The 19,578-nt window shown below is 46.5% G+C and carries 17 protein-coding genes; 4 read left to right on the top strand and 13 right to left on the bottom strand.

From position 1 onward, the window contains the following. Nucleotides 1-4: 4 nt before the first annotated feature. Nucleotides 5-1,126: a citrate synthase gene (locus tag QSV55_RS07700; protein WP_289649750.1), complete on the bottom strand. Its 1,122-nt coding sequence runs from the start codon at nt 1,124-1,126 to the stop codon at nt 5-7. 233 nt (nt 1,127-1,359) lie between these two features. On the opposite strand from QSV55_RS07700, the gene QSV55_RS07705 reads away from it, so the two are divergent. Beyond that, nucleotides 1,360-2,739, top strand: coding sequence for an amino acid permease (locus QSV55_RS07705; protein ID WP_133450980.1), 1,380 nt, complete (start codon nt 1,360-1,362; stop codon nt 2,737-2,739). Nucleotides 2,740-2,771: 32 nt separating this feature from the next. Here QSV55_RS07705 and pyk read toward each other — a convergent pair whose 3' ends face one another. From pyk to QSV55_RS07740, 7 genes are all read right to left on the bottom strand, one after another. After that, on the bottom strand, nt 2,772-4,529 hold the full coding sequence (pyk, locus tag QSV55_RS07710) for a pyruvate kinase (protein ID WP_289649751.1): 1,758 nt from the start codon (nt 4,527-4,529) through the stop codon (nt 2,772-2,774). Between the two features lie 27 nt (nt 4,530-4,556). Next, a complete protein-coding gene (pfkA, locus tag QSV55_RS07715; RefSeq protein WP_133450982.1) occupies nt 4,557-5,516 on the bottom strand; it encodes a 6-phosphofructokinase in 960 nt (319 codons plus the stop codon). A 119-nt stretch (nt 5,517-5,635) separates the two neighbouring features. Next, nucleotides 5,636-6,562, bottom strand: a complete 927-nt coding sequence (locus QSV55_RS07720) for an acetyl-CoA carboxylase carboxyltransferase subunit alpha (protein ID WP_289649752.1) — start codon at nt 6,560-6,562, stop codon at nt 5,636-5,638. After that, a complete protein-coding gene (gene accD, locus QSV55_RS07725) occupies nt 6,546-7,418 on the bottom strand; it encodes an acetyl-CoA carboxylase, carboxyltransferase subunit beta (protein ID WP_133450984.1) in 873 nt (290 codons plus the stop codon). Before accD ends, QSV55_RS07720 begins: the two co-directional genes overlap by 17 nt. Continuing rightward, a complete protein-coding gene (locus QSV55_RS07730; protein ID WP_133450985.1) occupies nt 7,411-7,833 on the bottom strand; it encodes a FadR/GntR family transcriptional regulator in 423 nt (140 codons plus the stop codon). The genes accD and QSV55_RS07730 overlap by 8 nt, the downstream gene beginning before the upstream one ends. Nucleotides 7,834-7,920: 87 nt before the next feature. Next, entirely contained in the window at nt 7,921-11,010 is a 3,090-nt protein-coding gene (locus QSV55_RS07735) for a DNA polymerase III subunit alpha (protein WP_289649754.1), read from the bottom strand. 9 nt (nt 11,011-11,019) lie between these two features. Then, nucleotides 11,020-11,964, bottom strand: a complete 945-nt coding sequence (locus tag QSV55_RS07740) for a DHH family phosphoesterase (RefSeq protein WP_289649755.1) — start codon at nt 11,962-11,964, stop codon at nt 11,020-11,022. A gap of 53 nt (nt 11,965-12,017) precedes the next feature. Here QSV55_RS07740 and QSV55_RS07745 point away from each other — a divergent pair, with 53 nt between their 5' ends. After that, nucleotides 12,018-12,368 (top strand): YtpI family protein, encoded by a 351-nt coding sequence (locus QSV55_RS07745; RefSeq protein WP_289649756.1) that lies wholly within the window; start codon nt 12,018-12,020, stop codon nt 12,366-12,368. 13 nt (nt 12,369-12,381) lie between these two features. On the opposite strand, the gene QSV55_RS07750 is transcribed toward QSV55_RS07745, so the two are convergent. Both QSV55_RS07750 and QSV55_RS07755 read right to left on the bottom strand, forming a co-directional pair. Continuing rightward, entirely contained in the window at nt 12,382-13,674 is a 1,293-nt protein-coding gene (locus QSV55_RS07750; RefSeq protein ID WP_289649757.1) for a DRTGG domain-containing protein, read from the bottom strand. A gap of 13 nt (nt 13,675-13,687) precedes the next feature. Further along, on the bottom strand, nt 13,688-14,371 hold the full coding sequence (locus QSV55_RS07755; RefSeq protein ID WP_289649758.1) for a metal-dependent hydrolase: 684 nt from the start codon (nt 14,369-14,371) through the stop codon (nt 13,688-13,690). 92 nt (nt 14,372-14,463) lie between these two features. On the opposite strand from QSV55_RS07755, the gene QSV55_RS07760 reads away from it, so the two are divergent. Continuing rightward, a complete protein-coding gene (locus tag QSV55_RS07760; protein WP_289649759.1) occupies nt 14,464-15,522 on the top strand; it encodes a M24 family metallopeptidase in 1,059 nt (352 codons plus the stop codon). A 44-nt stretch (nt 15,523-15,566) separates the two neighbouring features. Here the strand turns inward: QSV55_RS07760 and ald are convergent, their stop codons facing one another. Beyond that, complete coding sequence (gene ald / locus QSV55_RS07765) at nt 15,567-16,688, bottom strand: alanine dehydrogenase (protein ID WP_133450992.1); 1,122 nt, start codon at nt 16,686-16,688, stop codon at nt 15,567-15,569. Between the two features lie 130 nt (nt 16,689-16,818). Here ald and QSV55_RS07770 point away from each other — a divergent pair, with 130 nt between their 5' ends. Then, complete coding sequence (locus QSV55_RS07770; protein WP_133450993.1) at nt 16,819-17,316, top strand: universal stress protein; 498 nt, start codon at nt 16,819-16,821, stop codon at nt 17,314-17,316. Between the two features lie 38 nt (nt 17,317-17,354). On the opposite strand, the gene QSV55_RS07775 is transcribed toward QSV55_RS07770, so the two are convergent. Next, complete coding sequence (locus QSV55_RS07775; RefSeq protein ID WP_133450994.1) at nt 17,355-18,557, bottom strand: acetate kinase; 1,203 nt, start codon at nt 18,555-18,557, stop codon at nt 17,355-17,357. Nucleotides 18,558-18,631: 74 nt separating this feature from the next. After that, a complete protein-coding gene (locus tag QSV55_RS07780) occupies nt 18,632-19,570 on the bottom strand; it encodes a class I SAM-dependent methyltransferase (RefSeq protein WP_289649760.1) in 939 nt (312 codons plus the stop codon). Nucleotides 19,571-19,578 lie beyond the last annotated feature (8 nt).

Genomic DNA, 19,578 nt, shown 5'->3' on the forward strand with positions numbered 1-19,578 from the left:
GGGTTTATTTTCGTTCAGATACAGGAACATATTTACGTCCGACTTCACCGACATACTCTGCACGAGGGCGGATGATACGGTTGTTTTCATATTGCTCAAGAATATGGGCTAACCAGCCTGATACACGAGAGACAGCAAAGATCGGTGTGAATAAATCATGTTCTATGCCCATTGAGTGATACACGGTTGCTGAATAAAAGTCGACGTTCGGCAGCAAGCCTTTTTTCTCTTCCATAATCTCAGCAATACGCACAGACATCTCATATAATTCTTTCTGTCCTGTCTCATCTGTGATACGGCGAGACATCTCTTTCAGATACTTCGCACGAGGGTCGCCTTCTTTATAGACACGGTGACCAAAGCCCATGATTTTTTCTTTGTTATCAATTTTCTTCTGGATATAATCTTCAACATTCTCCATAGAACCGATTTCACTGAGCATTTTCATCACCTGCTCATTGGCACCGCCGTGCAGAGGGCCTTTTAAGGCACCTGCTGCCGCTGTGACACCTGAATACATATCTGTTAATGTCGATACACAGACACGGGCAGTGAATGTCGACGCATTCAGTTCATGGTCCGCATGAAGAATCAATGCTTTATTGAATGCCTCTTCCTGCACTTCTGTCGGCACTTCTCCGAACAGCATATAAAGGAAATTAGCTGCATAGCTCAGCTCTGCTTTAGGTTTGAGCGGTTCTTTGCCCTGACGGACACGTGCGAATGCCGCAACAAGTGACGCCACTTTCGCCTGAATACGGGTTGCCTTATTGAAGTGCGCATCATCATTGAACTCTTCAGCACGTGGATCAAAGTGTGCAAGATAGCTGAGTGATGTTCTTAAGCCCGTCATAGGATGAACATCATCTGCTGCATAATCTTCGAAATGCTCATAAATACGTGGATTCAGCACCATGTTTTCAAGTAGCTGTGCCTTAAAGTCATTGAGTTCCTGCTCATTAGGTAATCTGAAATGCCACAATAAGAAAATGACCTCTTCAAACTTCGCATTTTCAGTTAGATCATCGATATCATATCCTGCATAAGTTAACTGCTGTCCGACGATTGAACTTACTTTCGTCTCAGTAGCAAGGACGCCTTCTAAACCTCTGATTACATCTGCCATATTATTGTCCCCTTTACATCTTATAATCATTCTCTTGCATGTCTACATGCTTATTATACCGAAAGCAAACAGATATGTGAACGTTTTCAATACTTAGCTATTCTTTATCGCTATCTATAAGTTTTTCTTATGAAATCGCCTCCAAAAATTATCTTGCAATTTAGAATATTTCGTTATATGCTTTTGGAGATTAAAACGTTACATCAAATCAATATCAGAAAAGGGGAAACAATATGGAACAGAATCATCACTTGGACGATAATAATCTCCAGCGGACCTTGACGAATCGTCATATTCAGCTGATCGCGATTGGGGGCGCGATTGGTACCGGACTTTTCCTTGGTGCTGGTAAATCCATTCACTTTGCGGGTCCATCCATCTTACTGACTTATGCAATTTTAGGTGTCATCTTCTTTTTATTCATGAGACTACTCGGAGAATTATTGCTTTCCAATCTTAATTATCACTCATTTACGGATATCACCAAAGACTACCTGGGTGAGTTTGCGGGTTACATGACCGGCTGGACGTACTGGTTCTGCTGGATTGTGACAGGGATGGCAGAAGTCACAGCTGTCGCTCAGTTCGTCAACTTCTGGTGGCCGGATTTTCCTACCTGGCTATCAGCACTGATCACGATTCTTTTCTTGATGACTTTAAATCTGCTGACAGCTAAGTTGTTCGGTGAACTAGAGTTCTGGTTCGCAATCATTAAGGTTATCACCATCATCGCGCTGATTGTTGTGGGTATTTTCCTGATCATCATCCAGTTCAAAACACCGTTTGGTCATGCGTCACTGAGCCACTTATGGAGTCATGGTGGCTGGTTCCCGAACGGCATCAACGGCTTCCTGCTCAGCTTCCAGATGGCAGTCTTCAGCTTTGTAGGTATCGAGTTAATCGGTGTAACAGCCGGTGAAGCACAGGACCCAGAGAAAACATTGCCGAAAGCAATCAACAACGTCCCGATTCGTATCATCTTATTCTACGTCGGTGCTTTAACGATCATCATGAGTATCACACCTTGGGATCAGATCAATCCGGAACTCAGCCCGTTCGTTGAACTGTTCAAAATGATCGGGATTGTCTTCGCAGCAAGCTTAATCAACTTTGTTGTTATCACATCTGCTTCTTCATCTTGTAACAGTGGTATCTTCTCAAACAGCCGTATGCTCTACGGATTAAGCAAACACTATGCTAAAGGCACAGGTTTCTTTGAAAAGACAAACAAGACAGGCGTACCAGCAAATGCTGTTATCTTCTCAAGCGCTTTACTCTTAGTGTCAGTCTTACTCAATTATATGATTCCGAATGCATCACAAGTATTCACACTCGTCACGACACTCGCGACTGTATTCTTTATTGTTGTATGGTCACTGATCACGATTTCCTACATGGTCTACTTGAAGAAGCGTCCGGAATTACACCAGTCTTCTAAGTTCAAGACACCTGGTGGCATGGCGACTGCTGTTGTTCTCTTAGCTTTCTTCATCTTCATGTTTGCACTGCTCTTCATGGCACCTGATACTCGAATCGGTGTAGCGCTCACGCCGCTCTGGTTCGTCCTGCTCTTCCTGATGTATCGTTTTGATATGAAGGGCAAAAAAGCTTAAAAAAGAAGCTCATCCAAGGATGAGCTTCTTTTTTATACCTTTGCATGTCCAGCGTAAATTTTATTATGCTGTGCATCCACTGTTACCGTGGCCCCGTTTTCAAACTTATGATAGATATCGTCAATCCCTACGATTGTCGGTTTGCCGAGTGTCAGTCCCACAACAGCCGCATGACTTGTCAGACCGCCTTCTTCAGTGGCAATCGCAACGGCCTTCTCAAGATAAGGCACCATATCTGCGTCAGTCGACTGCGTGATGATGACAGCATCAGTCAGATCCTTATCCGCTAATTCTTCTGCATTTCTAGCGATCACTACACGGCCGACTGCTGACGTGCGGCCGATACCTTGACCTGTTGCCAGTTCGTTACCCACGAGCTGAATCTTCATGAAGTTCGTCGTGCCCGCTTCTCCTGTCGGGATACCCGCAGTAATGATGATAAGATCACCGTTGTTGACACTACCTGCTTCAATCGCTGCTTCTGACGCCTGCTCCAGCAGCTGGTCAGTTGTTTTCTTGCCTTCTTTCACGACTGGAATAGTGCCCCAGACAAGTGCCATATGACGCGCTGTCTGTTCATAAGGGGTCATCGCTATAATATGTGCATGCGGACGATATTTAGAAATGATCTGCGCTGTATGACCACTTTCCGTCGCTGCAACAATAGTCTGTACATTCAAGTTCAATGCTGTATGGGCCACAGAGACACCGATCGCATTGACCATGTTGGTTTCATTTAGTTTCGTGCGGCTGTCCAGGAGGAACTTATAATCCTGCGCTTCTTCAGCAGCATAAGCGATATTGGCCATCACTTTGACAGATTCAACAGGATATTGCCCCGCTGCTGTCTCACCTGATAACATCACGGCATCTGTACCATCGTAAATCGCATTCGCTACGTCACTCGCTTCTGCACGCGTCGGACGAGGATTGCGCTGCATAGAATCAAGCATCTGAGTCGCTGTAATAACCGGTTTACCGAGTGCATTACACTTACGGATCAGCTCTTTCTGAACGAGTGGCACGCGTTCAGCCGGGATTTCTACACCCATATCGCCACGCGCAACCATCAAACCGTCCGATACCTGCAGAATCTGGTCGATGTTCTCAATCCCTTCCTCATTTTCAATCTTAGGAATGATGCGGATCGTCGAACATTTACGGTCTTCAAGAATTTTGCGGATCTCAAGCACATCGCTTGCACGACGGACAAATGAGGCAGCGATGAAATCCACTTGCTGGTCAATCCCGAACTTGATGTCTTCAGCATCTTTTTCAGTGATACCCGGCAAATTGACTTTGATACCAGGCAGGTTGACCCCTTTTTTGTTTTTAAGTTCGCCCGCATTGATCACGTCACAGACAATTTTACCTTCTTCATGCTTGAGGTCCTTGACTTTCAGTTCAATCAGACCATCATCCAGTAAGATAGTTGAGCCGACATGGACGTCGTTGATCAACTCAGGATAAGTGACAGAGAATTCATTCGCTGTCCCTAATACCTCCTGCATGTTGATGACTACTGTTGTATTCTTCTGCAGTTCAATCTTGTCGTTTTCCATATTATGCGTACGGATTTCCGGTCCTTTAGTGTCCAGGAGGATTGCCACAGTCTTGTTTAACTTTTCAGCTGCTTCACGGATACGTGCAATACGTGCACCGTGCTCTTCGTGAGAACCATGTGAGAAGTTCAGACGTGCAACATTCATTCCTGCTGTCATCAGCTGTTCCAGTACTTCCGGTGATTCCGAAGCCGGCCCGATCGTACATACAATTTTAGTTTTTCTCATTAATTTCTCCTCCATTATCAGTCTGAATTAAATCGATAGTTCGTTCGTCAGGCGGTACATCTCTTCATCAATTTTATGCTGGCTTGAGAAGATATCCTCAAATTTCGTTTTCGTCAGTTTATTATTCTGTATACCCACTGCTAAACCGGTTTCGTCATTCATGAGTAAATCTACTGCATAAGCACCGAAACGCGACGCGAGCACTCGGTCAATACCTGACGGCGAACCACCACGTTGCATATGGCCGAGAACAGATACACGTGTATCTACGTTGATATATTTCTTGAGTTCTTCCGCACAGTCCTCGCCGGACATGACACCTTCAGCCACGATGATAATGGAGTGTTTCTTGCCCCGCTCAATCCCTTGCTGGATCTTATCAGCAATCTCCTGGACATCTTTCTTGAATTCAGGGATAAGGACGGTCTCTGCACCACCGGCAAGCGCGGACCAGAGCGCTAAGTCTCCGGCATCGCGACCCATGACTTCAATGATGAAAGTCCGCTCATGGCTCGATGCCGTATCGCGGATCTTATCGACTACTTCGATGATGGTATTCAGCGCTGTGTCGAATCCGATTGTGAAATCAGTGCCGTTGATATCATTGTCAATCGTACCCGGGATACCGATTGTCTTGATACCTTCTTCATTCAGACGCTGAGCACCGCGGTAGCTGCCGTCTCCTCCGACAACCACAAGGCCTTCAATCCCTAATTTCTTCAGGTTCTCAATCCCTTGCTGACGAACTTTCGGATCCTTGAACTCCGGACATCTTGCAGACTGGAGAAAAGTTCCGCCGCGCTGAATCTTGTCACCTACTGCGCCCCGGTCCAGCTGCTTGATATTGTTCGTGATCAGACCCTGATAACCTTGATAGACACCGTAGACTTCTATATCGTGATAAATCGCTTTACGGACTACTGCACGCACGGCCGCGTTCATTCCCGGTGAATCTCCACCGCTCGTTAATACTGCAATCTTTTTCATAATGGCTTCCTCACTTTTTGTCGGTATTTATTTATAACGTACCACAAAAAAAAGACGGATGCTATTAATTGCAAACAGTGATGATAATGAAAACGTTTCACTTATTATTTCAGGTCAAATCACTGACCTGCGCCGATATTCCGGTATTTTTCATAGCGCTGATTGACCAGCTCTTCAGGTGTCAGCTGACGCAGTTCAGCGAGAGAGTCAGAGAGCGCTTCCGCAATTTTCTCACTCTGTCTCTCCACATCTTCATGGGCACCGCCGACCACCTCTTCAATCACACGGTCTGCCACACCGAGTTCCAGCAAGTCAGGCGCAGTAATCCGCATGGTCTCTGCCGCGCGTCTGGCCTGTGTGCTATCCTTCCATAACAACGCTGCTGCCCCTTCCGGCGAAATCACTGAGTACGTGGAATTCTCAAGCATCAGCAGGTGATTACAGATGCCGATGCCAAGCGCACCACCGCTACCCCCTTCACCGATGACAACCGAGATGACAGGGACTGTCAGACCGGCCATCTCCACTAGGTTGCGGGCGATCGACTCACTCTGTCCCCGCTCTTCAGCTGCTTTACCCGGATAAGCGCCCTTCGTATCGATAAAACAGATAATCGGTCGCTTAAACTTCTCGGCCTGCTTCATCAAGCGCAGTGCCTTTCGATAACCTTCCGGGTGCGCCATTCCAAAATTGCGGTAAATATTATCCTTCGTATCTTTCCCGCGCTGATGACCGATAACGGTGACAGCCCTGTCCTGGAACATCGCGAGGCCACCTATCATCGCCGCATCATCCCCGTACGTACGGTCGCCATGCAGTTCAATGAAGTCGTCAAATATGGCATATATATAGTCTAACGTTGTCGGTCTTACACCTAAACGTGCAATCTGGACACGGTCCCAAGGTTCCAGTTCGCGGTAAATCTTCTTCAGCAGTTCAGCCCGTTCCTCTTTTAGTTGTTGCAGCTGGACTTCACTGTTCTTTTTTTCCAGTTCCTTGATTTTGTTATCGAGCGTTGCAAGCTGCTTCTCAAATTCCATTGTCATCTGCTTTACCTCCGTGCATCATAATCAACTGACTGAGTGTCTGCTTCATATCTTTTCGGTGGACCACCTTATCGAGCTGGCCATGCGCCAGCAGGAATTCCGCTGTCTGGAAATCGTCCGGCAGTTTCTCATTGATGGTCTGCTCGATGATCCGTCTGCCCGCGAAACCGATCAGACTCTCCGGTTCTGCCAGGTTGATATCTCCTACTGAAGCAAAGCTGGCGCTGACGCCCCCGGTTGTCGGATGAGTCATATAAGCGATATACAGACCGCCAGCATCACTGTGGCGTTTGATGGCGACACTGGTCTTCGCCATCTGCATCAATGAGATGATGCCTTCCTGCATACGTGCCCCGCCGCTCGCTGTAAAAATGACAAACGGCAGCTTGTGATCGGTGCAGTAATCTATCACGCGGCAGATTTTCTCACCTACTACCGCCCCCATCGACCCCATACGGAATCTTGAATCCATGACGCATATCCCAAGCGGCATGCCATCTATTTTGATCGTACCGGTTACAACCGCTTCATTCAGCTGTGTTTTAGTTCTGTCTTTTTCGATTTTCTCCATATAATCGGGGAAATCCAGCAGATTCTCTGACAGCATATCTGCGTCAAATTCTACAAAGCTGTTCTTATCGGCGAGACTGTTGATGCGGTCATGTGCAGTCATCGTTAAATGGAAATTACATTCTACGCAGACATTCAGATTTTTATTGAGTTCCTTTGTATACATGATCTTACCGCACTTCGGGCACTTCACCATAATCCCTTCAGGCACATCTGTCGCCTTTATTTTCGGCACTGCTACATACTTCTTATTGCCATTGTTGCGTTTAAATATATCTTTAAACATTTTCTGTCCCCTTCCCGCTAAACACTTTATCGTAACGCTTGATCAGTCTGTAGACACGGTAGATGATTCTGTTGCCTTCACCATGCTGACTGATAAACGATTCCAGGAGCTGCTTGAATTCCGTGATTTCATTCTTCTGTTTCTCTGAATAAATCAGAAACCGTCCGATGATTTCGAACAGCTGATGGTCATCCACATTGGAGAGGAAGGTGCCCTCTCCTCTTTTAGTCGTGATGATCCCGATAAGCTCCATCGCTCGTAACGCTTCGCGTATACTGGAGCGGCTGATATTCATCTTTTCACTTAGATCCCGTTCTGACGGCAGTTTATCTCCTGCTGTCAGATCGTGCTCTATCATATAAGTTTCCAGTTCCTTAACAACAGATATAAACCCTTTTTGTTTGACAGTGTTCATCATTCTGCTCCTAATATGTATAATAAAAATTCCTTAGTGGTCTGACCACTAAGGAATAATATATCATAACCTTCTCGGTTTATAAAGTTAAATCAGGCGTATCAGTTCCGGCGGATAATGTTCCAACAATGTCTGCATCGTCTTGCGGTTGACACTCGCAATCTGCTTGGATTGGCCTGTGGCATAATCAAAGAGCAGAAGCGCGATGTCTCCTTCTTCAAGCGCTATGTCAGGCTCTTTGAGCAGATAGATTTCTCTTACTCGGTTCATATAGTCCTCTTTGAACTGCTGAAAAGTCATCAGCTCTTCGACGATGAGCTTCCCTTTGTCATCACGCTTCCCTCTGACGACCACTTCTTTCTCCTGCAGCACCCTTTCATAGCGCTGAAATACAGACGGGAATATAACAAGCTCAGCTTCAGTGGAGCCGTCAGTCGCAACCGCAAAAGCCATCAGCTGTCCTTTTTTGGTACGGATCTGTCTGACTGACGCCAAACTGACCAGCAGCCAGTTCGACTGATCCGTATGATTCAGCTTAAATAGCGGGAGATAGAGATGATGAAGGTACAGCTTCTCGACCGGATGCGTAGACAGATAGAAACCGAGATACTCCACTTCGTACTGCATGCGTTTCTCTTCTGACATTTCAGGTCGCTCCTGATAACTTTTCTTCAGGCTGAAGCCGAGTTCCTCGAGAAAGTGATCATTTTCCTGGCCCTGATCCATCTCCATGACACTATCGATTGACGCCAGCAATGTGGCGCGTGTCTGACCGAATTCATCAAAGACACCTGTGACGATCATTGCCTCAAGCGCCGCTTTAGAGACTGAGCGCTTCGGCATCCGCTGCATGAAATCATAGATATCCAGAAACTGTCCTTTCTTCCGTTCCTCGACAATCTCCATCACCGTGCGGTAGCCAACTCCTTTAATCATGCCGAGTGATAGAATGACCTGTTCACCGTCCGCCCGGAAATACCAGTGAGACTGATTGATGGACGGCGGTTTAAATGGCAGCTGCTTTGACTTCATTTCCGCGATCAAGTCAGCGAGCTTTCCTTCACTGCCTATCACATTACTCAGAGTCGCCGCATAGAAATGAGCCGGTTCATGAACTTTGAGATAGAGCATCATATAGGCGATCTGGGCATACGCTACAGCGTGTGCTCTCGGGAATCCATAATCTGCGAATTTCATAATCAGTTCGTATATCGCCTCAGCTGTCTGCGCGTCGTAACCATTTTTCTCACTGCCGCTGATGAAATGCTGACGTTCCGCTTCCAGCACATCCCGCTTCTTCTTGCTCATCGCACGTCTGAGCGTATCGGCTTCACCTAACGTGAAACCTGCAAATTGACTGGCAATCTGCATGATCTGCTCCTGGTAGATGATAACACCATAAGTCGACTTCAGAATAGGTTCCAGATCGGGATGAAGGTAGTCGAAGGACCGGCCGTGCCGTCTCTCGATATAGAGAGGAATCTGCTCCATCGGTCCGGGCCTGTAGAGACTCAGCACGGCGACAATATCCTCAAAGTTCTGAGGTTCAAGTTGCCGCAGTACTTGTCTGATGCCTGAAGATTCAAGCTGAAAGATGCCGGTCGTATCTGCTCTGCTGAGTGCACTGAAGACCAGCGGGTCATCATACTCAATGGTTTTCGTGGTCACTTTCAGTCTGCTGGCGTTTAAGACGCGCTGAATGATCGTCAAATTCCGCAGACCCAGGAAATCGATTTTCAGTAAACCGAGATGTTCCACTTCCGTCATGGTCCACTGCGTCAAGTTCAGTGTATCCCCTTTAATGAGAGGGACGTAGTCAGTCAGCAGCTGGTCGTGAATGATGATTCCTGCAGCATGCGTTGAAGTATGCCGCGGTAGGCCTTCCAGCCGCTTGGCGATGGTCAACCACTGCCGATGAGCATCATCCTGCTCAGTAAACTGCTTGAATTCCGGACTCTGATAGGCGTCTGCAAGCAGCGTGCCCGGTTTTTTAGGGATGAGATGCGAGATGAACTTCAGATCTGATTCCGGGAACTGCAGAATGCGGCCGACTTCCCGCATGACAGCACGAGCTGTCAGATGGCCGAACGTCACAATGCCGCCCACATTAAATGCCCCGTATTTCTTCACACAGTAATCGATGACTTCATGGCGTCTTGTATCCTCAAAATCAATATCGATGTCCGGCATCGTCACCCGCTCAGGATTGAGGAAGCGTTCAAACAGCAGCTGATGTTTGAGCGGATCGATCATAGTAATATCCAGCAGATAACTGACGAGCGAGCCGCCTGAAGAACCACGGCCAGGACCGACAAGAATCCCTTGACGCTTCGCATAGCGAATCAGATCACTGACGATCAGGAAATAATCACTGAATCCCATATCCGCTATGATCTGATATTCCTTTCGCATTCTCGTCTTGTAGGTTTCATCAAGATCAGCGCAGGCAGCTTCTAACAGCTGCTTCAGATAGGTCTCACTCGTTTCACCGTTCGGCGTCCGGAACTTCGGCAGATGATGCAGCTGCGGGATCTCAACGTCACACATCTCAGCAACAGCTTCCGTCCGTTCTAGATATGACGGCTCTATATGCGTCAGCGCGTCGTCTGTCTTAAAGAAGGCGTCCCCTACCACTTGATCCAGTGTCATCTTCTCGTTATTCTCAATAGCCTGTAAGATATTTAATTCCGTCAGGCCGGCCGGTTCCATATACTTCACACTGCTGACATAGACTTTCCGCTCTGTGCTGACGTCAGACAGATGACAGGCATAGCTTTCCGGAAATTCGTCCAGCAGCCGTTGACCAGCCTGCTTGAAAATCATGATCAGACCTTCATTGTACTGTCGCAGCAACCTTTCAGAGACAGCGGTCAGTTCTTTAAGCTGAATACGGGAAGAGAGGCGGATTAGGTTATGATAGCCTGCCAGATTTCTCGCCAGCAGAATCGTCTCCGTTTCAGTTGAACCGTCTGTCAGCCACACTGTCATACCGATGATCGGCTTGATGCCTTGCGCCAGACACTTCGTGTAAAAGGCCTGCACACCATACATCGTATTCGTATCAGTGATGGCCAGTGCAGTCTGTCCCTCCTCTTTCGCGCGACTGATCACCTCGTCTATTCTGACTGTGGAAGCAAGCAGATCATAAGCAGTATGGATATTCAGATGCACAACCATCACTCTCACCTACTCTCTGACTGCAGCTTTTAATTCATTGATCAGCTGATCAAGTTCTTCCTGACTGTAGACCGTTGCGCCGCTGGCCATCGGATGGCCGCCGCCATTATAGCGTGCTGCGAGCGTATTGATGGCCACCCGTTTACTTCTGAGACGGGCGCGTATCTGTTCGCCTTCATCAACTGCGAAGACCCATGCCTCAATCCCCGCGACATCGCTCATACTATTGACGAAAAGCGATGCATCAGCGGCACTGATGCCGAACTGCTGCAGGATGTCCTGCGTGATAAAGATAAATCCGACATGCTCCTCATAGCTGAAGTGCTGCAGCACATAGCCTTGAAAGCGGATGCTTTCCAGCGTGCGCTGACTCATCTGATTGAGCATCTTCGTATGATCAAAGTCATAGGACAGCAGCATGCCCGCAATCTCCATCGTCCGAGCAGACGTATTATTGAACAGAAAACGGCCGGTATCTCCGACAATGCCGATATAGAGGCATTCAGCGATTTCAGTGTTTAAATAGTCCTGGCCATAACCGAACTGTATGATGAGTTCAGCGATGAGTTCACTTGTAGACGATACCGTCGTATCCACAATATTGATATCTCCGTAATTCTCCACAGGCGGATGATGATCAATCTTGACCAGCTTATCGCCCAGCTGATAGCGCGTATCATCTATTCTTGCAGCGTTGGCTGTATCCAGCACGATGACCAGTGCCTCCTGATAGTCACTATCCCGGACTTCATCCATCGCACCGATGAACGCCAGGCTGTCGACTGTTTCTCCCGTGGCCAGAATTTTCTTGTTCGGATACATCTTTTTTAAGAGCGCTTTAAATCCCAGCTGCGAGCCTATCGCATCCGGGTCCGGACGCACATGCCGGTGCAGGATAATGGTATCGTAGTTATTGAGCCAGTTCTGTAACAATTTGATGCTGTTTTTAGTCATAGTCTCTCCTTTTAGCAAATCCTCTGCTATAATGCAGATGGAGGTTGTTCATTATGTGGAATACAATATCACCCTATCTTGCATCATTCGCGCTAGCTGTCATGATCATCTCGCTCGTCCTGACTTTGTATCAGGTCGCACGCTACTTCAGAACGAATCGTGATGTTCGTCGAGCATGGTATCGTGCCCGCGGCAGAATGATGTTCGGCATCTTCTTGATCGCCTTTTCGTTTAATCAGATCATCCAGTTCACAAACCTGGTGACTTATCTCATCTGCGCCGTCCTTATCGTCTTCGCGGTAGCCAATATCAGTTACGGTGTGCGCGCTATGCGTTACTTCGAACAGCATTTTGCCGCAGAAGACCGCGCATGGGCAGAACTTGAGAAAGAAAAGAAAGCATAATGCTTTCTTTTTTTTATGCCTCTATCAGCTGACACATCAGCATCGCTTTTGAGACGATTTCTTCTTCTGAGTGAATCGTCACTTCCATCTTGGCAAATTTCCGGCCGAGGTCAAGCATCTCACAGGAAATCGTGAGCACTGTATCTATAGGGACGGTTTTCAGGAAATAGATGTTCAGACTTTCAATAAGTGCCTCACCCCGACGTTCCCGCTTAAGCAGATGTTTCGTTGCCTCCTCAATGACTGCGACGAAAACAGATTTACTCATTGTGCCGAGCTGATTGGACATCTGCGGCGTGACGCGAATAGAGATTTCATCGCCGAACTTCATCTGTTTTAACACCTGGTCGTTCAGCGTGTGGCCGATCTGCGGCTGACGCTCTATCGACTGCATGGCGCGCAGAACATCCTCTCGTGTGACAATACCGATCAGCCGGTGATTCTTGCTGACGACCGGCAGGAGTTCAATGCCTTCCCAGATCATGACGTGGGCACAGGTCGCGATAGTCGAACTCAGGTTGACAGTGATCGGATTCTTCGTCATGACGCGTTTAATCTTCATGCTGTTATCCAGATCAAGCACATCTTTGTTCGTGACAATGCCATACGCCCTGTTCTGTTCATCCAGGACCGGAAATCGCGTATGCCCCGAGCTCAGCGACAGGGCTTTCCAGTCGCCGACAGTATCATTCTCGTACAGGACATTCGTTTCACTGACGGGAATCAATATCTCTGACACCGTCACCACTTCCTGTTTGATCAGTTGATCATAGAGCGCACGGTTGATAATGTTCGCCACCGCAAAAGTGTCATGACTTGTCGACAATATCGGCAGTCCCTTGTCATCGGCAAGCTGTCTGATTGCATCGCTGACCGCAAATCCTCCCGTCACGAGTACCGCACTCCCTTTTTCAAGCGCGAGCTGCTGAATGTTTTCGCGGTTACCGACAATAAGCAGCGTGTTCTCACCTAGATATTTTGTGACATCTTCTTGTTCCATTGCGCCGATAGCGAAACGCGACAGCGATTTATGCAGGCCGGTACGTCCACCGATCAACTGCCCATCGATAATCTTGACGATTTCTGCAAATGTCAGGTTTTCAATCGCTTCCCGTGTTTTCTTCTCGATACGGATCGTCCCGATCCGTTCCATTGTAGAGACGATACCCCGATTTTCAGCGTCTTTAATCGCTCGGTAAGCTGTACCTTCTGAAACAGACAGATCTTTGGCGATCTGTCTGACGGAAATTTTGCTGCCCACTTTGAGCGCTTCTATATGTTTGATGATTTGTTCATGTTTCGTCATGCTGGCACCTCAATTATAATGTGACGGACTCACCCGGCTGTATAATTTCTACCTTTCCATCTACTTGGCTTTTGAATACTTCAGGATCCTGCTTGATCAGGTCAAACGTATTGTAATGGATCGGTACTGTGACGTCCGGTTTGATGAAATGATTGATCGCATAGCTGGCATCATCAATCCCCATGGTGAAATTGTCACCGATCGGAATAAAGCAGAGATTGACCGGATGTCTGTCAGCAATCAGCTTCATATCAGAGAAGAGACCTGTATCACCCGCATGATAAATCACTTTATCACCCAAGGTAAAGATGAGTCCGCATGGCATGCCGAGATAAATAATACTGCCATCTTCTTCTGTATAGGAATTACTGTGGAACGCCTGCACGAATTTGACCTGCCCGAAATCAAAGGCCCGGTTTCCTCCGATATTCATCGGATGCCCGTTCTCAACACCTTTTGTCGCTAAATAATCGAGCAACTCCGGTAAAGCGATGACGAGCGCGCCTGTCCGCTTCGCCAGGGTGATCGTGTCGCCCAGATGATCACCATGTCCATGTGTCAGCACGATATAATCTGCCTCTACTTCCTCAACCGTTAAATCTGATAAAGGATTTCCTGTAATAAAAGGATCTACAATCACTTTCTTATTGTTCGCCTCAAAAGAAATACAAGATTGCCCGTGAAAAGTCACTTCCATTTCTGCTTCACTCCTCTTTATTATTTAATGTTATTATACCTCATTGCACAGTCTTTTGATATGATGGGACATATGAAGGAGTGTGGAACGAAATGAATAATGAAAAATTAAACGGACTGAGAGAACGACTGGCTGCAGAAGAGCTGGACGGCATCTGGATTTCAAATCCTGAGAACATCAATTACCTGACAGGATTTCTATCCGATCCGCATGAACGGCTCCTCGCGCTGCTGGTGACTGAGAATGAATTGACCCTGTTTGTCCCTAAGATGGAAGTGGCATCAGCCAAAAAAGTATTTGATGGACAGATCATCGGCTATCTGGATACGGAAAATCCTTACTTACTTCAACCCTTCAAACTCACTCATCTCGGCATTGAAAGCGAGCATCTGACCGTAGCCAGATTAGCGGCATTACAGACTCATTTTGGCGTTGAAGAAACAGTCGCCATCGATCAGACCCTTAAAGAGATGCGCAATATCAAAACAGCTGCAGAAATCAGCATCTTAAGACAGGCCGCTCAGTATGCTGATCAGGCGGTGAAGATCGGTGTCGACCATCTAGAAGCAGGCATCACGGAACAGGAAGTCGTCAGAATCATTGAGAATGCCATGCTGCAGATTGACGGTATCACCGCGATGAGTTTTGAGACGATGGTATTATTCGGTGATAATTCAGCCAATCCTCACGGGACACCGGGCAGCAATACGCTCAAGGAAGGTGACTATGTTCTCTTCGATTTAGGCGTCGTTTACAAAGGATACTGCTCTGATATCACACGGACTATTCCATTCGGTACACCGACAGAACTACACACGCGCATTCATGCCATTGTCACAGAAGCCAATAAACGCGCGATTGAACGTGTTGCACCCGGGGTCAGGATTGCAGATATTGACGCTGCAGCACGTGATTATATTGCGGCTCAAGGATACGGCGAACAATTCCCTCACCGCTTAGGACATGGACTCGGTATCAGCGTCCACGAATTTCCTGACATCTCCTCTGCAAATGAAGATGTCTTACAAGAGGGCATGGTCTTTACGATTGAACCCGGTATTTATGTCCCTGGTGAAGTCGGTGTCAGAGTTGAAGATGATATACTCGTCACTGAAGAGGGTTATGAACTGCTGACGCATTATGCTAAATAGACAAAAAAAGACATGAACACGTAGTTCATGTCTTTTCTTCTGTTTTACAGCTCAGCGAGTATCTCGCCTGCATCTTTGAATTCTAAACCTTGATCGTCAGCGACCGCTTTGAAAGTGACGTGACCGTTCAAAGTATTGATACCTTTAAATAACGCTTTGTTTTGTTTAACCGCTTCTACATACCCTTTGTTAGCGATTTGCAGTGCGTAAGGGATAGTCGCGTTGTTCAGCGCCATTGTAGAGGTACGAGGTACAGCGCCTGGCATGTTGGCAACAGCATAGTGCACGATATCATGTTTCACATATGTCGGCTCATCATGTGTTGTAATACGGTCTGTTGTCTCAAAGATACCTCCCTGGTCGATCGCGATATCGATGACCACTGAACCCGGGTTCATGGATTTGATCATTTCTTCTGTCACAAGTTTAGGCGCTTTAGCCCCTGGAATTAAGACAGCACCGATGACAAGGTCACTGTTTTTAACGCTTTCCGCGATGTTGAATGGTGTAGACATCAATGTCTGTACTTGACTGCCGAATAAGTCATCAAGCTGCGCTAAACGAGCTGGGTTCAGGTCGAGAATAGTGACATCAGCACCAAGACCGACTGCCATTTTCGCTGCGTTTGTTCCCGCTTGACCGCCACCGATGATAGTGACCTTACCTTTCTCAACGCCTGGAACACCTGCAAGCAGGATTCCTTTACCGCCGCCAGTACGTTGTAAGAACTGAGCGCCGATCTGAGTCGCCATACGTCCTGCCACTTCACTCATAGGAGATAACAGTGGTAATGAACCATTGTCAGCCTGAACAGTCTCATAAGCAATACCGACCACTTTGTTATCGATCAATGCTTTAGTAAGTTCTGGTTCCGGTGCAAGGTGAAGATATGTGAAGAGAATCAGGTTCTCTCTGAAGTATTGATATTCTGACGCAAGGGGTTCTTTTACTTTCATCACCATTTCCGCTTTCCATGCTTCAGCAGCAGAAGAAACTATTTTACCGCCTGCTTCAGTATAGTCGGCATCTGTGAAATAAGAACCTTCACCAGCTGTAGTCTCAATCCATACCTCATGGCCGGATTGCACAAGCGAATAAACGCCAGCAGGTGTCAGAGCGACACGATTTTCATTATTTTTAATTTCTTTAGGTACACCAATAATCATTGATAATTCCTCCTAATAATGGTTTGCGGTTTCAGTTTAACACTTTAAAATGAAAACGCAATCATTTTTGATAAAAAAATATTTTTTTATGATATAATGAAATCAGAAAAAGACTTTGGGAGGGATTTATATGTTATTCTACAAAAACATTCTAATCGCCGTTGATGGTTCAAGTGAAGCTGAATGGGCATTCAACAAAGCGGTTGAAGTCGCAAAGCGTAACGGTGCAAAACTTTCAATCGTCAATGTTATCGACACAAGAAGCTATGCAAGTGTTGAAGCTTACGATCGTTCCATCTCAGAACGTGCCGCTCACTACAGCCAGAAATTACTGGAAGGTTACAAAAATGTGGCACTGGAGCGCGGCGTTGAAAATGTAGAAGTCTTCACAGAATACGGCTCACCAAAAACAATCATCCCTAAACGATTAGCGAGCAAACTGAATGTTGACCTGATCATGTGTGGCTCAACAGGCTTAAATGCAGTTGAACGCTTTATCATCGGTTCAGTGTCAGAAGCTATCGTCCGTCACTCTGAATGTGATGTACTGGTTGTCCGTACAGAAACATTACCTGAAAACTTCGAACCAGAGGTCGCAACAGAACAATTCAAACAGGATAATCAATAAAAAATAAGACTCTAGTCCCAGGGACTAGAGTCTATTTATTATGCTTCGATATTACCGAATTCCATTGTATCGCGGGCGATCATCGCTTCTTCTTCAGTAGGAATGACAATGATCTTCACTTTAGAATCTTCTGTGTTGATGAATGCTTCTTTACCGCGCAGGCCGTTGTTTAAAGACGGATCGTACTCAACACCCATGAACTTGAAGTTATCAAGTACTTTAGCACGGATCAAGTCGGAGTTCTCACCTACACCCGCTGTGAAGACGATGGCATCCAGACCTTGAAGGACAGCAGCGTATGAACCGATATATTTCTGAATGCGGTCGATATAGATATCAAGCGCTAACTGAGCACGTTCTTTGCCTAATTCTGCTGCTTCTTCCACGTCACGCAGGTCACTTGAGATACCTGAAATACCTAAGATACCTGATTGTTTGTTGAAGACATTCATGATAAGGTCTTCTGCTGTCTTACCTGTTTTCTCCATGACGAACGGGATAACCGCTGCATCGATGTCACCCGTACGCGTACCCATTGTGACACCGGCAAGTGGAGTGAAGCCCATAGATGTATCCACTGATTTACCGCCATCGACTGCCGTGATTGAAGCGCCGTTACCGATATGGCAAGTAATGATTTTCAGTTCTTCTGCCGGACGTTCCATTAATTCAGCTGCACGCTGAGACACGTATTTATGGCTTGTGCCGTGTGCGCCGTATTTACGTACACCGAAATCAGTGTAGTATTCGTAAGGTGTGCTGTAAAGGAACGCAGATTCCGGCATTGTGGAATGGAACGATGTATCGAATACAGCGACGTGCGGGATATTAGGGAGCATTTTACGGAATGCACGGATACCCATTAAGTTCGGACCATTATGAAGGGGCGCAAGCTCGATTAATTCTTCAATCTGCTTCTCTACCTCATCAGTTACAAGCGCTGAAGTCGGGAATAAATCCCCGCCTTGCACTACGCGGTGGCCAGTCCCGTCCAAGTCATTGATATCATTGATGATGCCATGTTTTTTCATTTCTTCAAGCATCATATTGACCGCCTGCTCGTGGTCTTTAATATCGAGAGTCTGTGTGACTTTCTCACCGTCGACAGAGATAGTGAAAATAGAATTCTTCATGCCGATACGTTCGACTAACCCTTTAGTCAGTACTTTTTCTTCCGGCATTTCGAATAATTGGAATTTTAATGAAGAACTTCCGGCGTTAATCGCCATAATTTTTTTCATAAGGAGCCTCCTCGTAATTTTTATACATATGCTATTTAACCATTATTACAGCAATTAATCAATGAATATAACAGTTATTTATTTTTTCTGTTTATTTCGAACCATTCATTGAATTCATCCAGGAACTTCTTCATCGCCTGACCGTCCTTGAAATCCGGGATATTGGCAAGCAATACTTCGACTGGCAGACTTTTTTCCAGGGGTTTCTTCTGCAGAACGAGAATGGATTTCTGTGCAGATTCTGTCTTGAATAAGCTTTTCGGCAGATTCAGAAATACCTGCATATAAGTCTCTGTAGCAATGAATTGCTGGAGCTGTTCTACTCGGTCGTATTCAAATAACTGGCTGGGCACTATCAGCATCGCAAATCCGCCAGGCTTGAGGGCCTCTACACTCTGCTCAATCATCAGATGGTGTGAGAAGCTATGGCCTTCCTTGAAACCGAGCTTCATGTCATGGCTGCGTTCATCTACCGGATAATAGCCGACCGGCAGATCCCCGATCACGACATCCGCTCCTTCTACCTGAAGCGGCATCAGTGCATCCTGAGGATAGATATCAAAAGGGACCTCGAGGAAGTTCGCAAGGTGGACACTTACCCGTGCCAGGACGGGGTCCACCTCTACCAGCGCATGGTGGAATGATTTATCTGGATTCTGTTCATTGATGGTGGCTGAGAGATGGCCTGTGCCACTTGCCATATCCAGAACGGTGATATCTGTGACGTCTTCAGTGAACATCTTCACCATATAGCTGACAAAATAGCCGATACTGTCAGGTGTCATCTGGTGATTCGGCTGAGTCATCTCTTCTTTCAGCATACTTAAATAAGCAAACTGAAATGCTTTGCGGCGTTCAGCAAGCGTACTCTGCTCAAGCAGCTCACGCTGATTCATATAGATATCTTCCATCGCAAGCCCTAAGTTCTCAATAAAGCTATGTCCGTTGTCATGCTGTAATTCCTTTGTTTTAGCGTCTAATGTTTTAAACAGCGTCTCTATCATTGTTTCCATATTATTTC

The organism is Macrococcus bovicus (assembly GCF_030376725.1).
Lineage (GTDB): Bacteria > Bacillota > Bacilli > Staphylococcales > Staphylococcaceae > Macrococcus > Macrococcus bovicus.

Excerpts from the sequence above, each read along its gene's own strand:
- QSV55_RS07700 (WP_289649750.1), bottom strand. The coding sequence starts at position 1,126 with ATGGCAGATGTAATCAGAGGTTTAGAAGGCGTCCTTGCTACTGAGACG.
- QSV55_RS07705 (WP_133450980.1), top strand. The coding sequence starts at position 1,360 with ATGGAACAGAATCATCACTTGGACGATAATAATCTCCAGCGGACCTTG.
- pyk (WP_289649751.1), bottom strand. The coding sequence starts at position 4,529 with ATGAGAAAAACTAAAATTGTATGTACGATCGGGCCGGCTTCGGAATCA.
- pfkA (WP_133450982.1), bottom strand. The coding sequence starts at position 5,516 with ATGAAAAAGATTGCAGTATTAACGAGCGGTGGAGATTCACCGGGAATG.
- QSV55_RS07720 (WP_289649752.1), bottom strand. The coding sequence starts at position 6,562 with ATGACAATGGAATTTGAGAAGCAGCTTGCAACGCTCGATAACAAAATC.
- accD (WP_133450984.1), bottom strand. The coding sequence starts at position 7,418 with ATGTTTAAAGATATATTTAAACGCAACAATGGCAATAAGAAGTATGTA.
- QSV55_RS07730 (WP_133450985.1), bottom strand. The coding sequence starts at position 7,833 with ATGAACACTGTCAAACAAAAAGGGTTTATATCTGTTGTTAAGGAACTG.
- QSV55_RS07735 (WP_289649754.1), bottom strand. The coding sequence starts at position 11,010 with ATGGTTGTGCATCTGAATATCCATACTGCTTATGATCTGCTTGCTTCC.
- QSV55_RS07740 (WP_289649755.1), bottom strand. The coding sequence starts at position 11,964 with ATGACTAAAAACAGCATCAAATTGTTACAGAACTGGCTCAATAACTAC.
- QSV55_RS07745 (WP_289649756.1), top strand. The coding sequence starts at position 12,018 with ATGTGGAATACAATATCACCCTATCTTGCATCATTCGCGCTAGCTGTC.
- QSV55_RS07750 (WP_289649757.1), bottom strand. The coding sequence starts at position 13,674 with ATGACGAAACATGAACAAATCATCAAACATATAGAAGCGCTCAAAGTG.
- QSV55_RS07755 (WP_289649758.1), bottom strand. The coding sequence starts at position 14,371 with ATGGAAGTGACTTTTCACGGGCAATCTTGTATTTCTTTTGAGGCGAAC.
- QSV55_RS07760 (WP_289649759.1), top strand. The coding sequence starts at position 14,464 with ATGAATAATGAAAAATTAAACGGACTGAGAGAACGACTGGCTGCAGAA.
- ald (WP_133450992.1), bottom strand. The coding sequence starts at position 16,688 with ATGATTATTGGTGTACCTAAAGAAATTAAAAATAATGAAAATCGTGTC.
- QSV55_RS07770 (WP_133450993.1), top strand. The coding sequence starts at position 16,819 with ATGTTATTCTACAAAAACATTCTAATCGCCGTTGATGGTTCAAGTGAA.
- QSV55_RS07775 (WP_133450994.1), bottom strand. The coding sequence starts at position 18,557 with ATGAAAAAAATTATGGCGATTAACGCCGGAAGTTCTTCATTAAAATTC.
- QSV55_RS07780 (WP_289649760.1), bottom strand. The coding sequence starts at position 19,570 with ATGGAAACAATGATAGAGACGCTGTTTAAAACATTAGACGCTAAAACA.